The following is a 14,302-nucleotide window of genomic DNA, read 5'->3' on the forward strand; positions in this document are numbered from 1 at the left end:
ACGCCTGCTGGGGGATGAACACCCCTCTGTGGCAACTAGCCTGAACAATTTGGCAGGACTCTACGAATCACAGGGAAGGTACAGCGATGCCGAACCTTTGTACATCGAAGCTTTGGCGATGACAAAACGCCTGCTGGGGGATGAACACCCCTCTGTGGCAACTAGCCTGAACAATTTGGCATTACTCTATGATTCACAGGGAAGGTACAGCGATGCCGAACCTTTGTACATCGAAGCTTTGGCGATGACAAAACGCCTGCTGGGGGATGAACACCCCTCTGTGGCAACTAGCCTGAACAATTTGGCATTGCTCTACGATTCACAGGGAAGGTACAGCGATGCCGAACCTTTGTACATCGAAGCTTTGGAAATCGCTGAAAAACGGTTGGGGGCAAATCATCCCGATACAATAACCTACCGTAAGAATCTGGAAGACTTGCGGCGGAATCGTCAGCCTTGATTCAAGAGAATGGTTGCTTTTGTCTGGCGTTGGTTTCAGTAATTTAGGTAATCTGCACCGACTGCATTACCCGCCTGAGATTCAAATCCCAGTCTAATAAGTAGGCAAGATAATTAATTACACAATGTCATTGCAAATGCAGTGAAGCAAAATAATGCGATCGCAATGCCTACAACTACTTCTCTACGATATGCTCTGCGATGGGAGCGATCGCAATAACTGTAAATTTTTTTGTTTCTCTACTTAATGAGCCTCTGAACTCCATTAATGAGTCTCTGAACTCCATTAATGAGTCTTTTAGCTTCATTAATGAGCCTCTGAACTCCATTAATGAGTCTTTTAGCTCCATTAATGAGCCTCTGAACTCCATTAATGAGTCTTTTAGCTTCATTAATGAGCCTCTGAACTCCATTAATGAGCCTTTGAACTCCATTAATGAGTCTTTGAACTCCATTAATGAGCCTCTGAACTCCATTAATGAGCCTTGCTATTTCAGATTATTCATCCGCCAGTTTTACAGAATTCATTCTGAATTCTGACTCCTGACTCCTGAATTCTATTAGATAAAATAGTAAATATATCTTGGGTATTTATACTTAATTAATGTATGTTGTTGTTATTAAAAAAGGTTTATATTTTATTAAATTAGCCCAATTTTGTAATACTTTTTGATGAGCATCTTCATTTTTGATTTCCAGAGCTAAAATATAGCTGGTATCTAAAAAGTAGATACTTCTCATGGATTATAGAGATAGCGATCGTGGTTAATTGCACCATCTTTTACATCACATTCCACAGGGTTTGAACCTAAATCCCAAATAGAAGATGTTTGTTTGATGCTAGTAATAATAATTTTCCCATTTTCTTGAATAATCTCAAATTCTTGGTTTTCTCCTAATAGTTCTTTAGGGATTAATAAGCCTTTTTCTGTTGCTGTTAATTTCATGTTTAATTACCTCCATTGTTTTTGTAAGTTAATCAAATGAATTTGCTTTATATCAGATCCCTGACTTCTTCAAGAAATCGGGGATCTAAATTTAGCTTAAATACGTAACGCACCATCCAAGTTTTCGGTGCGTTAGCCTACGGCATAACACACCCGACGAAACTACGAGGCTACCAGCTACCTACAGGTTCAGCGATCGCAGAAAACATTGAAGGATCAATTGAAATGCCCAATCCCTCGGCTACACGACGACCATAAGAAATATCTGCCCGGAAGAAGTGGCAAAGTTGGCGCATTTGGATATCCTGTCTCGCTTGAGAGAGACTGCCAACGATATTATCAGCAAGACGCTCTTGCTGCTCAGGAGTCATTAACCGATACAGATTACCTGCTTGGGTGTAATCGTCGTTTCCTTCACGATGACTGTAACGATCAACTGTGACATCGCCCAAATGACTAGGTGGTTCTGCATAAGCTGGATTTTCTTTGGGCGTACCCTCAGCACTATTCGGTTCATAGTTAGGAGCGCTACCGTGATTGTTCCCCGGCGCCATAAAGCCATCTCGCTGATAATGCATCACTGGACATTTGGGCTGGTTGACAGGTAGTTGCTGATAGTTAGCACCCAAGCGATACCGTTGAGCATCTGGGTAAGAAAAGATCCGAGCTTGCAGCATTTTGTCTGGAGAGAAGCTAACGCCAGGAACCACTGCACTAGGGCTAAAAGCGGCTTGCTCAACTTCGGCGAAATAATTCTCAGGGTTCCGATTTAGCTCTAATATCCCGACTTCAATTAAAGGATAATCTGAGTGCTTCCAAACTTTGGTTAAGTCAAAGGGATTATCTGGATGTTTGGCTGCTTGCTCCTCAGTCATTACCTGAATAGACATCCGCCACTTAGGATAGTCTTTGTTAGCGATCGCTTCAAACAGATCGTGAGTCGCATGATCTGGATCTTCGCCCTTAATCTTAGCCGATTCTTCCTCTGTCAAGGTTTGATGCCCTTGCAGAGTCTTAAAGTGAAATTTGCACCAAACGCGATCGCCTTCAGCATTAATTAAACTGAAGGTGTGGCTACCAAAGCCATCCATGTGTCGAAAGGTTTTTGGAATTCCTCGGTCTGAAAACAGAATCGTCACCTGGTGAAGCGATTCTGGACTGAGTGACCAAAAATCCCATCTTGCATTATGGTCTTTGCAATTGGTTTGGGGATTGCGCTTTTGGGTATGGATGAAATCAGGAAACTTGAGGGGGTCGCGGATGAAGAAAATAGGGGTATTGTTGCCTGTAAGATCCCAGTTGCCTTCTTCAGTGTAGAACTTGATGGCAAAGCCTCTAGGGTCACGCTCGGCATCTGCTGAACCTTTTTCTCCTCCAACAGTAGAAAAGCGCAGGAGAACTTCTGTTTTCTTACCAATTTCAGAAAAAAGTTTGGCTTTACTGTAGCGAGTGATGTCATTGGTAACAGTAAAAGTACCGTGAGCAGCCGCACCTTTAGCGTGAACAACTCTTTCAGGAATACGTTCTCTGTTGAAATGAGCCAACTTTTCTAAGAGGTGGAAATCCTGGATTAATACAGGCCCACGCGCTCCAGCAGTGAGTGAGTTCTGATTATCGGCAACAGGAATACCGTCAGCAGTTGTCAATTTTTGGGGTTCAGTCATGGGTAAAGAAGCTCTCCATGTAAGTTACTCAGATTGCCCACAGTACATTTTAGTCAGTATATAGACGGATGCCTACTGATAGAACAATCTAATTCATAGTCATAACGAGTTTATATATAAAGCATACTCGATATGATTATGAATTACAAGGAATTTTTTTGTATTTTACTAAGATGTAGAAGCGATATATCGCCTCTATACTGCCTTTCAGGTATCTAAATGTTTGAGAATCAACGAGCAAACATCTGTCGCCTCAATTTGATGTTCGTCAACTAGGTGAGTTTGATGGGTGATAAATAGAGGCCCTTCAGATGGAGAAGTGGTGACGTTACCGTGAGAACCACGTACCAGGGAAGCATCCAGAGGAATTACATCCATCAGGTAGCGAAAACCTAGTTGTTTCTTAAGTAACTTGAGAGCAATTTTTCCTTGAGGAAATTTTATTTGCGGATCGAGGAAAAGTTCTACAGGATCGTAACCAGGTTTGCGGTGGATATCTACAGTTCTAGCAAAATCAGGCGCTTTTGCATCATCAAGCCAATAATAATAGGTAAACCAAGCGTCAGATTGAGCGATCGCTACCAACTCTCCCGATCTAGGATGATCGAGATGGTAAGCTTTTTTACCCTCTTCATCCAATACTTGCGCTACGCCTTCAGTCGCTTCTAGGAGCGATCGCACTTTCGGTATATACGCCGGATCGTTCACATATATATGGGCAATTTGGTGATCAGCAACGGCAAAGGCAATGCTAGCACCAAAATCCAGCAGTTCTCGCCCTAATTCTTCTCGCACAGCAATTAAACCATTTTCCCGTAATACGCGGTTCAAATCCACAGCTTGAGAAACTGGGGTAATGCCATACTCAGAAAGAATAATTACCTGAGTATTACGTGCTTGAAAATATTCAATTAAATCCCTACAAACAGCATCAATTTCTCGCAAATCTGCTTGAATCTGTGTTTGATTGTTACCAAATTTTTGCAGACAGTAATCTAAATGTGGTAGATAAACTAGTGATAATGTGGGGCTGTAGCGTTCTTCAATCCATTTTGCGGAATTGGCAATCCATTGGCTAGAACTAATGGTAGTTTTTGGCCCCCAGAAATCGAACAGAGGGAAGTTTCCTAAATCAGATTGAATTTGCGATCGCACATCACTAGGATGGGTATAAATATCAGGTAATTTTCTCCCATCTGCGGGATACATCGGACGCGGCGTAATCGCATAATCTACTGAAGAATACATATTGTACCACCAAAAAAGGTTGGCACAGGTGAAAGTTGGGTCAATTGATTTAGCTATTTCCCAAACTTTGGGAGCCTGGACGAGTTTATTAGATTGTCGCCAAAACTTCACTTCGCATTCATCGCGGAAGTACCAACCATTAGCAACAATTCCATGTTCATCAGGCAATTTTCCTGTTAAATAAGTAGCTTGAACTGAACAAGTTACAGCAGGTAGCACTTTTTTGATGGGAACCACTTGCCCAATAGCCGCCCAAGAAGATAAAAACGGCGTATTTTCTCCTAGTAAGCTGGGCGTTAATCCCACGACATTTAGAATAACTGTTTTCTTCATAAACTTAGTCCCTTCTTAATTTGTGGCAAATTCTTTTAATACCCACTCATATTCACGCTGAATAGAAGTTAGCAAATCTATCTTCATTTCTGATGGCAATACATCCCAAGTGTAAGTCTCAATTTCTAAATGTGAGCAAGCATCGTTTGTCTGAAGTAGATGTAAAACAGTAGCAATATCATCTTGGGTAGATTGTAAAATTTGATAATCATGAATAAAAATTGGCACATGAAAGTGAGTGCGCCATTCTTCAGCGAGAGATTGCTCTAAATGTGGTAATGCAGTTATTAAGTCAGCATAGTGCTGGAGTGTACCATCGCTACGACGTTCTATTACCTGGTGAAGATAGGTAGATTCTGCAAAAGGACGTAAGCGTTCAACTATCAAACTACGCTTCGCAACTTCAGCAGGTATTTTTACTTTAATTGCAGCGCTGATTTGAATTTTCCCAATCTTAATACCTACCGATTGCAAACGGGTAAATACAGATTGTGGCTGCTCATATTCAACTGAAAAATGGCAGGTATCATAGCAAATCCGAATGTGTTCTAGCAATTTGGTCTCTGCTAAATCCTGCTCGATATTTAATTTTTCTGATAAATAACTACCACCTATTGGCAATAACCAATTTTGATAAAAGTCAATTACTTCTGAGGTATTTTCAATTAGACCATCAGGCTCAGGTTCTAAATCAATATGAAGTATCTTGCCTGTTTCTTCGCTGATGCGAATCATTTCTACAACAACTGATGCTATATTCAAACAACTCTTTTTCACAACTATCTCGAAAGTTGCTTGGTCTTTTACCCACCAAGGTTTATAGGATAGTGGTAGTGTAGAAATTCCGCCATCAAGTCCTTCGGGTAACAGAGCAGCTAAAATTTTTGCTAAGTTTAATGTATAATTAACCCGTTCTTGTGTAGACCAATCTGGTGCATAAACTTGGTCTTTTACCACCTGTCGATGGAATCCGCCATAAGGGAATCCGTTTAAGGTGAAAACATATAAATCTTCTTGAGTCAGCCAAGCTTGAAATTCAGCTAAGTTATTACTTTCTAAAAGTTGTTTGGCGGCAACATCTGCTAATCTCAAGCCAATACCAAAAGGTTCTGTAGGCGATAAACGTGATTTTAGTTTGGGAATATAATTTTCTAAATTGGTGAAAACCTCTAGCCAACTTTCACCAGGATGAATATTGCTGCAATAAGTTAAGTGAAAATTATTGTTGTTTGTAATTTTCATTTTCTAGTTCTATTCCTTGTATATGTAATCTGTTTTCTTTGGCTTAAGTTTCACAAAATACTTGCTACATATTCATAGGTAGGGGCGCACATTTATGCGCCCCTACAGCCGATTAATCGTATTACTGGGTGTACACATTTAAATTTAAGTAACAGCAAAGACTTTTGCTAACTTCATCGAAATTGGTAGCAAGATTAAAACTAATAAACCGTAATACAAACCAGCAAAACCAGATGCAACAGTTGCATCTAAGACTATCAGAGATAAAACGCCTATTTTCACAGCATTTCGAATATTTTCGGCTATCGGTTCTTGCGCAGCTTTGATAAAGTTAGGCAAGATTCTAATAGCTAATAAAATAGCGAATGGTAGGGCTGCGATCGCTGTATACTCTTTTAATAATCCTAAAGCTAAAACTGCTGTCAAAACTATTGCAATTAGCAGTAGTGCTAATACTCCCGTAATCTTCTTACCTCCGTGAACTTCACCTTGACTAATTGCGGTGATAGCAGCAATATAAAGAACAGGAATCAGCGCTAAATACCAACGTTCTCCGATGATTTCTGGTACAGCACTTACACCTAATAATAAGTTACTGCCACGGCACAAACCCATATTTAAAGGCCCGAAAAAAGGATGATGTTTGGCGAGTGAGTTATAAAGGAGGCATGAAAGAGTGATAAAAATAGCGATCGCAGCACTCAACAACGATACTTGAAATGCAGCTATAATCCCGATTACAAACAGTATACTCCCCAATAAAGTAGCATTTTGACGAGATACGCGACCACTAGGAATTGCTCTATTTGGTCGCTCTTTTGCATCTAATTCTGCATCGAAAACATCGTTAAAAACTACCCCACCGCCGTATAAACCAGTTGTAGCTAATAACAACCAAGCTAATGGAATTAGTATGGCAAAAGTTGTTTCGCCATTAATTAATTTAGTAAAAATTATTCCAGAGCTAGAAGCAGCAAAACCAAGAAGAATATCCGCCCAAGCAGTAACAATATTAGCAGGACGCATTAATTCCAGATAACCCCGCCAGCCTTGAAAATTTAAGCTTGCAACATTCACTTATCTGCCTCCATGCCTAGTAATTTCTCAAAATAAACTGCATATTACAGATGAATCAATTTATGCAATTCCTTTTTCTCACTCCCCAGTACAGACGCGATTAATCGCGTCTCTCCCCGATTTTCTACTCAATCAACACATAATCTGAAACTGATTTGATTCCTGGCTCCTGTCCCCGCAGCACAGAATTACCACTGAACAACTGACGCTGATCGACAGATTGAAGATTGAGCCAATCTGATGCTTTCATCTGCCCCGTTTGACTGTAAGCAGTTAGGGCGTTTTCATAACAAACTGCTCGCACATGTTCTTCAGGAATACCCCTATCTAACATCAACTGAGCCGTTTTTGGGACTGCCAAAGGATCGCTAATACCCCAATCAGCACTACTATCTACAATGATGCGATCACGTCCATATTTACGGACAACTTCAACCATCCTAGCGTTACCCATCTTCGTCTGTGGGTAAATCGTGAAAGCCGCCCAAAAACCCCTTCCTAATACTTCTTCAACAGTTTCTTCGTTGTTGTGATCGATAACTACTTGTGAAGGATCTAAGCCATATTCAATACAACGATCCATACTCCGACTAGCACCCGCCTTCTTGTTACGGTGAGGAGTATGAATTAGTACCAAACTATCGAGTTCTTTGGCTAATTCTAACTGTTGACAAAAGTACTTATCTTCTGCTTCTGTCATATCGTCATAGCCTATTTCACCAATAGCAACAACTCCCTCTTTACACGCATAAAGTGGTAGCAGTTCCATAACTTCAGCGGCTAGCGCTTCATTGTTAGCTTCTTTCGGATTTAGGCCGATTGTGCAGTAGTGTTGGATGCCAAACTGACTAGCACGAAATCGTTCCCAGCCCACAAGACTACTGAAGTAGTCTTTAAATGAGCCAGCGTTGGTTCGGGGTTGTCCTAACCAAAAGGCTGGTTCAATAACGGCAACAATTCCATATTCACGCATTACTAAGTAATCGTAAGTAGTACGCGAACACATGTGAATGTGAGGATCGATGAACATCATGGTTTTAATGATTGGGGATTGGGTATTGGGGATTAGGGATTGGGCATTGGAAATTGGTTATTTTCCTTGTGCCCCTTATTCCTACTCTCTTTTATTTGTAAACAAAAAGGTGTTGGCGTGCTAGCCCGCCGCAGGCATCGCGGCTAAAACTGCTCCAAGTCAGATTACCTTGTTGAATGGATGACTGTAAATCTGGGTAATGAGAAAGTAATGCTTGCGCTTGGGGTAAAGGAGACTCAGCACAAGCTAAGGCTGCTGCTTCTTGTTCGTGTATATCCCCATTAACTAGTACTTTTTCCAAATCTGTGATGATTGCGCTATCGGCAAACCGCCCTACAGGCCGCCAAAGTTCTGGCGTAACTGTGCGTTTAGCTGCCCAACGTTCATGGGCATAGTCTGCCAACATCCTCGCTAATTCAGGGTTAGCACGCCAATCTAGACCCCAAATTAAATGTAACGGACTGCCGACAAACACAGCCTTCAGCACCATCTGATTCCAAGCAGCATTATCTAAATAATTCGCTGGATAAGGGTTACGTAGTGCTATGGCTTGGAATACATTACTCATATTACTGCGAATTCCCTCAGCAGTACGATGGCGATGTAACTCTGGGTGTGGTAAGAACGGCAAACTTTGATAAAGGACAACTAACTCCCCCATATCGGCAGTGGAGAAAACTTGATCGAGCGATCGCACATAGCCTTGGGGATCATCGTGGGGCAATGCTAAAAGCAAAAGTGTGCGACCTGCTTGATCTACACTCCAATTACCAGGATACCAACCAGGAATCACATCCTCTGCTGCTTCCAAGTCCTGGAATGTTAGTTGCAAATCCTGTTTACCTAAATAACGCGGCACAGCACTAAAAGCCGTAAAAAACACTCTATCAGCAGCGCCGCTAGCAATCTGTGCCTGCTTTTGTGACAACCAAGTAAAAGCTTTCTCTGAAACAGACTTTAATAGCCAATGATGCAGTAATTGGTTTACTTTACTCATGATAAATTCAGGATAAGTTGTCCAACTTTTTTGTGACAACCAAGTATAAAATATACCACTAAACTTGATTTTTGGGGATTGAAACAGTTAGATAATATCCTACTGAGATCGTAACTTCACTGAATCTATAAAAATATCTTGACTTTAAAGAAGATACTGTAAAGATACCATTTTTATTAGATAAATCCTCAAATTATCTTACGGAAAAAAATTAGAATTTTATGTAATAATGATCTCCATTACAAACCTTATATATGAAATATAGGCAGCAATAAAAAATATACATGAATGAATGTTATTTTTAACTTAAGCGCTAGGCAAAGACACTTCAAAACTATGATTAAGTGAGTAAATAGATTTATCTAGTAATTTATTTCCAGTTTGAATTACTTAGGAAATTTATCATGCCTATTTCGGGATAAGTTTAAATTGCAGTAGTATATCTATTTACAGTTACTTAAAAACAATAATATTCAAATGATTATTCAACAAAAAAGCGCTCTGAATCTGCAATCAATTAACCAATGCGTACGTGTTACCTTTAATTATAATGTTCACTTTACTAAAGGTCTGTTTCAGTTAGATAATCCTTTGCTTGCACAAGCGATCGCCGCAGATGGAGAGACAACCCCAAAACAAGTATTAGCGGTGGTAGATGGAGGATTTTTACAGTATCAAGATGGGCTGTTAAAAAAATTATCAGTCTATGCCCAATGTTATCAAGATGTACTAACACTGAGCGGTGAGCCGATAATAGTTCCAGGTGGAGAAGCAGTCAAGAACGATTCTAGATTTATAGAGCAAATTCATCAGCAGATCAATACAGCTGGATTGTGCCGTCATTCCTACGTTTTAGCAATTGGAGGTGGAGCCGTCCTAGACATGGCAGGATACGCAGCAACAACGGCTCACCGAGGAATTCGGCTGCTACGAGTACCGACAACAGTATTAGGGCAAAATGATTCGGGTGTAGGAGTAAAAAACGGAATCAATGCCTTCGGTAAGAAAAACTTTTTGGGTACATTCATGCCACCTTATGCCGTCTTGAATGACTTTGATTTTCTTACTAGCCTCGACGATCGAGATTGGCGATCGGGTATTGCAGAAGCAGTGAAAGTAGCGCTGATTAAAGATGCAGATTTCTTCGATTTCATTATGACTAATGCCGAGAAATTGGCTAATCGAGACATGGACATAATGGAAACATTGATTTATCGTTGTTCCCAGTTGCATTTAGAGCATATCGCTGGTAGCGGCGATCCCTTTGAAATGGGTTCATCGCGTCCTTTAGATTTTGGACACTGGGCTGCTCACAAACTAGAGCATTTAACTAATTACAGCCTACGTCATGGTGAAGCTGTAGCGATCGGCATCGCTTTAGATACAACCTATTCATATTTAACAGGGCAACTCTTGCAATCAGAGTGGCAAAGGGTTCTAACTACACTCAAAAAATTAGGCTTTACTTTGTACGTCTCGGCATTGACAGAGCAATTAGATCGACTAGACCATCCGCATTGTCTATTTAGGGGGCTTACGGAATTCCGTGAACATTTGGGAGGAAAATTAACAATCACCCTTCTACAAGGAATCGGAGAAGGAATAGAAGTTCATCAGGTGGATTTGTCTTTGTATAGAGATGCTATTTTGATGCTGCAAGATTGGGAACTTTTACATTAATTCTCCTTTGAATGCAATCAACAGAAGCGATGTCTCTTAAGAAACCTCTGAGTATTGTCCTGGCACGCCCGCTATTGGAAGTAACTAGCTACCCCTTAATCTATTACAAAAAGTTCACGATCCCCAGACGCAAGATTTCTCGCGTAAAGTCACAGGAATAACCGATAGTTGCATCGGCAAGAAACTTGCCAGCCAAGCACTCTTTTGTCACCCCATAGCCCCCAAGAATTTCAACGGCTGTTTGTGCGTTTTTGATTGCAACATCCACTGCAAAAGTCTTGGCGGCTGGTGCTTTGATTGTGGCGGCAAGTTGGGGAGAAGTTTCTGCTGTAACTGCTGCATCCCATACCACCAGTCGTGCAGCCTGGGTGTTAATCATCATATCCGCTAATTTTAAAGCCACTGCCTGATGTTCGATAATCGGACGACCCCAACTGACTCTTTGCTTGGCATAACTCAAAGCATACTCATAAGCAGCACGAGCCAAACCAACATAAGAAGCTGCCAGCCCAATAGCTACTTCTGGAAGCAACATTAGTAGTTTTCCGGCTTCTCCTTCTTGTCCAATCAGATTTTCCACAGGGACTAGGACGTTATCTAGGCTAATCTCAGCATGATGAGAGGCTTTCCAACCAATCATCTGTGTCTTTTTGCCAAACTTAATCCCAGGTGTCTCTGTTGGAACGAAAAAGATAGACAAACTTTCGCGCAATGGTTTATCCATTGCTGTACGGGCAATAATGAAGTAGGCATCCGCAATTCCAGCATTTGTAACTAACGAGGATTTTGTCCCATTAAGGATGTATGTATTGCCCTCACGCACTGCAAAGGTCTTCATCCCAATATTGGAGTCTGGGAGCGCGCAGAACATATCAGAGGTGGCGACATTAGGTTCACTCTCTGCGGCGCTGAACAGATGGGGTTTTCCGGAATTTACAAAAGATAGTATTCGTTTTTGTTGTTCTGTGGTTGCTGCCCTAGTGACAAACAGTGACATTGCTGCGGTGAGATTGAAATAACTACAAGCAATGCTGACATCCACAACGCCTATTTCTTCCAGTACTATAGCCAAATCTATACACTTTCGCCCCACACCTCCTAACTTTTCTGGAAGCATCAAGGATGTAAATCCTAATTCAGATCCCTTATAGAACAAATTTTGGCAAAATTCCCAAGGTTCTATCTCTAGATTGTTAGACTCCTCGATTATACGAACAATAGGCTGAATTTCATTTTGGGCAAACTCACGAGCTTGTATTCGCAATATTTGCTGTTCTTGAGTCAGGTTGAAGTCAATCATGTCTTATCCTTTTTTTCCCATATCGCCAATATATAGTTTTGTTTCAGGTATTAAAAACTAAATTTTGTAACCGCATTTTTAGATAATCTTTGTATATAAATAGATAAAATAGTTTTAGAATCCACTCGGCTGTACTCACATTTATCTCCAATATTTGTAAAATATTGTCTGATATCAGATGAATGTTAACATTAGTGCGATAGTTGCCAGTAAAGGGATATATAGTCTGTGCTGTTGCTATCACTGCATCTAAGCAAATATTAATTGAAGTAAAAACTAGTTGAACCAGCCATATCTTGAATAAGCACAGTACCATTTAACAACTCAATATTCCAAAATAGTTGAGTTTTATAAAATCCTCAAATTCAATTTTATTAAATATTTTATTATTCCAAAATGTCCCTGATTTGTGTAAGTTATATAACTTGTTTTATAGAAAAGACAATTCAAATGTTGTGAAAATAAAAAGTTAACTGAATATCTTCTACATTAAAATTTACAGCATGTAAACTGCGATCGCAATGAAGAATCTTTTGATAAACTTGTCAATTCTTTATCAGTACTGAATAATTTGCCTATACTGACCAAACCTTTGATGCCGTAAGGCGTTAAGCATAATATTTTAATCTGTAACCCCGTATTCTTTCTCTATCACACTCAACAGCCTTTCCTCAAACTCAGTCAAATATGGGCCTTTCAACTCTCCCAAACACTTCTAAACTGCCTATAATGGTTCTTCTAGCTTGCCACCGTCCCGTAGTTTGTTAATGCCTAGGCATAGCCCGCCGCAGGCATCGCTAATCTGCTGCATCTGGTGACATTCCAACTCCAAGTAGTTCAGTGGCTTTAGGTGGTCGATTCTCTCGCTCATTCTAGATGCGTAAAATTAAACCCTCTACAACAAGAAATTATTAGTTTACTTGCGCTTTCACCTGATATTTATAGCAATCTTGTAAATAATTCCTTTTATACGTCATCTACAACCACCAAATTTTTTGCACAATCTCCTCTGAGGAAGCGATCGCAATCAAACTTGATTTAAAAGCAGGAAAGATTTTTGATGACGGTCCTTATTATTTCAAAGTTAAGCATGATCGAGGTTCATCGGAAAAACCTGTTACCCAATTCATACGTAACAATTTCCAACAAATTCAACGATATATATGTTGTTTTTAGGATGTTGGATAGTTGGATTGGTGAGTCAGCAAGCTTTTGAGGAGCCATTTTCAAAATCCTCCACCTGATGAAAAGCTGGTTGGGACTTATCAGGTGCTTATTCTCAAAGGAGAAATATACAGCATCGGTTGAGATATGAGATCATCGAATCCGAACAAGTAGTCAAGATAATTCATATATGGACGCATACGAGTAAGTTATCTCTTCAGCCCTCCTTGGTGTTCACAATGAAAACCTCGATGCTCCCAAGCTTGCATATCTACATCGGTAAGTTTTGTGACATTTGAGCATTGCGGTTGAATAATTTGACTTAAAATCGCCCAAAATAAGCTGCGTGTTACATCTAATCCAGTTTTAGTCCAAGATTCATGATTACCAGGAATACCCAATTCTTGAACAATTTCTGGCTCTACCCAAATGCCATGAGCGCCCAAAAGAATCTGTGCCATCCATTTAGCTCTGGGTAAATGACTGGCCGAGGTAATCAACATGACTTTATGCACTCCCCAACGGCGCAGAATTGGAATACTATAATAAAAATTTTCAAAGGTAGAATTCGCGCAGTTTTCTAACCAAACGTTTTGTAACTCTGCTAATTCCGCCTGAAAAATTAACCGTATACAGGGATCTGGGGAACCATGAGAAATTAAAATTGGGGTTTGTGGGTATTGTTTTGCTTGTTGAGCAACATAAGTTTCTCGACGAATACTACCACCTAGCACAAAGAAAGCATCTATCGGCTGCGAAGAAGCAAAAACTAAGGTTATAGTAGTAAAAATCAGCCAAGCACCCAGGATAAGATACAATCCACCACTGAGTTTTTGTAACAATTGCCACAGATTAGCAGATTTTTTTTTAATAGAAATTAATGATTTGATGGTAAATTTGCGTTTCATGACTTAAGTAAGAAAAGCTGATTTTACTGCTGTCTAACAATACTGCAATTGAATGAGCAAAGTGCTATCTTATAAAAGTAATCTAGAATGCAAACATGACGCTAATTAAAGTGTCACACGCTCAGTATAGCCTTCCGGAGAAGACTAACAAAGTGAGAAATGATTGTTAATAACTAATGCGGCATTTTTGGCATCATTAGAAGGATAAAAATGATGAATAAGCATAGTTGATTCTGGGGTATAAAAACTT

At 40.1% G+C, this 14,302-nt stretch carries 13 protein-coding genes; 2 read left to right on the plus strand and 11 right to left on the minus strand.

The features are described 5' to 3' along the window. Window positions 1–460, plus strand: a 460-nt coding sequence (locus HWQ58_RS09290; RefSeq protein ID WP_292860733.1) for a tetratricopeptide repeat protein, incomplete at its 5' end; no start/stop codon positions are given. Between the two features lie 175 nt (window positions 461–635). Here HWQ58_RS09290 and HWQ58_RS09295 read toward each other — a convergent pair. From HWQ58_RS09295 to HWQ58_RS09330, 8 genes are all read right to left on the minus strand, one after another. Continuing rightward, window positions 636–935, minus strand: a complete 300-nt coding sequence (locus tag HWQ58_RS09295) for a hypothetical protein (protein WP_292860736.1) — start codon at window positions 933–935, stop codon at window positions 636–638. A 261-nt stretch (window positions 936–1,196) separates the two neighbouring features. Next, window positions 1,197–1,406, minus strand: a complete 210-nt coding sequence (locus HWQ58_RS09300; RefSeq protein WP_221707489.1) for a hypothetical protein — start codon at window positions 1,404–1,406, stop codon at window positions 1,197–1,199. Between the two features lie 170 nt (window positions 1,407–1,576). Next, on the minus strand, window positions 1,577–3,070 hold the full coding sequence (locus tag HWQ58_RS09305) for a catalase (protein WP_292860742.1): 1,494 nt from the start codon (window positions 3,068–3,070) through the stop codon (window positions 1,577–1,579). 207 nt (window positions 3,071–3,277) lie between these two features. Next, a complete protein-coding gene (locus HWQ58_RS09310) occupies window positions 3,278–4,651 on the minus strand; it encodes a nucleotide pyrophosphatase/phosphodiesterase family protein (RefSeq protein ID WP_292860744.1) in 1,374 nt (457 codons plus the stop codon). Window positions 4,652–4,666: 15 nt separating this feature from the next. Next, window positions 4,667–5,893, minus strand: a complete 1,227-nt coding sequence (eboE, locus tag HWQ58_RS09315) for a metabolite traffic protein EboE (protein WP_292860747.1) — start codon at window positions 5,891–5,893, stop codon at window positions 4,667–4,669. Between the two features lie 144 nt (window positions 5,894–6,037). After that, window positions 6,038–6,970 carry a UbiA-like protein EboC gene (eboC, locus tag HWQ58_RS09320; protein WP_366837644.1) on the minus strand — a complete coding sequence of 311 codons (933 nt, stop codon included), beginning with the start codon at window positions 6,968–6,970 and terminating at the stop codon, window positions 6,038–6,040. Window positions 6,971–7,094: 124 nt separating this feature from the next. After that, window positions 7,095–8,003 (minus strand): TatD family hydrolase, encoded by a 909-nt coding sequence (locus HWQ58_RS09325; RefSeq protein WP_292860750.1) that lies wholly within the window; start codon window positions 8,001–8,003, stop codon window positions 7,095–7,097. Window positions 8,004–8,094: 91 nt separating this feature from the next. Then, window positions 8,095–9,000 carry an EboA family metabolite traffic protein gene (locus tag HWQ58_RS09330; RefSeq protein ID WP_292860752.1) on the minus strand — a complete coding sequence of 302 codons (906 nt, stop codon included), beginning with the start codon at window positions 8,998–9,000 and terminating at the stop codon, window positions 8,095–8,097. A 477-nt stretch (window positions 9,001–9,477) separates the two neighbouring features. Between HWQ58_RS09330 and HWQ58_RS09335 the strand changes: the two genes are divergently transcribed. Continuing rightward, window positions 9,478–10,680, plus strand: coding sequence for a 3-dehydroquinate synthase (locus HWQ58_RS09335; RefSeq protein ID WP_292860755.1), 1,203 nt, complete (start codon window positions 9,478–9,480; stop codon window positions 10,678–10,680). Between the two features lie 103 nt (window positions 10,681–10,783). On the opposite strand, the gene HWQ58_RS09340 is transcribed toward HWQ58_RS09335, so the two are convergent. The 3 genes from HWQ58_RS09340 to HWQ58_RS09350 all read right to left on the minus strand — a co-directional run bounded on the left by HWQ58_RS09340 (window position 10,784) and on the right by HWQ58_RS09350 (window position 14,052). Continuing rightward, window positions 10,784–11,980, minus strand: a complete 1,197-nt coding sequence (locus HWQ58_RS09340; protein WP_292860758.1) for an acyl-CoA dehydrogenase family protein — start codon at window positions 11,978–11,980, stop codon at window positions 10,784–10,786. 724 nt (window positions 11,981–12,704) lie between these two features. Beyond that, the gene (locus tag HWQ58_RS09345; protein WP_292860761.1) at window positions 12,705–12,851 is read right to left on the minus strand and encodes a hypothetical protein; all 147 of its coding nucleotides are present in this window, start codon (window positions 12,849–12,851) and stop codon (window positions 12,705–12,707) included. Window positions 12,852–13,353: 502 nt separating this feature from the next. Continuing rightward, a complete protein-coding gene (locus tag HWQ58_RS09350; RefSeq protein WP_292860763.1) occupies window positions 13,354–14,052 on the minus strand; it encodes a YdcF family protein in 699 nt (232 codons plus the stop codon). Window positions 14,053–14,302 lie beyond the last annotated feature (250 nt).

Origin of the sequence: Nostoc sp. LPT, from assembly GCF_017115165.1 — a bacterium.
Classification (GTDB): domain Bacteria; phylum Cyanobacteriota; class Cyanobacteriia; order Cyanobacteriales; family Nostocaceae; genus Nostoc.

Coding starts and splice junctions, on each gene's coding strand:
- HWQ58_RS09295 (WP_292860736.1), bottom strand. CDS start 935: ATGGAGTTCAGAGGCTCATTAATGGAGTTCAAAGACTCATTAATGGAG.
- HWQ58_RS09300 (WP_221707489.1), bottom strand. CDS start 1,406: ATGAAATTAACAGCAACAGAAAAAGGCTTATTAATCCCTAAAGAACTA.
- HWQ58_RS09305 (WP_292860742.1), bottom strand. CDS start 3,070: ATGACTGAACCCCAAAAATTGACAACTGCTGACGGTATTCCTGTTGCC.
- HWQ58_RS09310 (WP_292860744.1), bottom strand. CDS start 4,651: ATGAAGAAAACAGTTATTCTAAATGTCGTGGGATTAACGCCCAGCTTA.
- eboE (WP_292860747.1), bottom strand. CDS start 5,893: ATGAAAATTACAAACAACAATAATTTTCACTTAACTTATTGCAGCAAT.
- HWQ58_RS09325 (WP_292860750.1), bottom strand. CDS start 8,003: ATGATGTTCATCGATCCTCACATTCACATGTGTTCGCGTACTACTTAC.
- HWQ58_RS09330 (WP_292860752.1), bottom strand. CDS start 9,000: ATGAGTAAAGTAAACCAATTACTGCATCATTGGCTATTAAAGTCTGTT.
- HWQ58_RS09335 (WP_292860755.1), top strand. CDS start 9,478: ATGATTATTCAACAAAAAAGCGCTCTGAATCTGCAATCAATTAACCAA.
- HWQ58_RS09340 (WP_292860758.1), bottom strand. CDS start 11,980: ATGATTGACTTCAACCTGACTCAAGAACAGCAAATATTGCGAATACAA.
- HWQ58_RS09345 (WP_292860761.1), bottom strand. CDS start 12,851: ATGAGCGAGAGAATCGACCACCTAAAGCCACTGAACTACTTGGAGTTG.
- HWQ58_RS09350 (WP_292860763.1), bottom strand. CDS start 14,052: ATGAAACGCAAATTTACCATCAAATCATTAATTTCTATTAAAAAAAAA.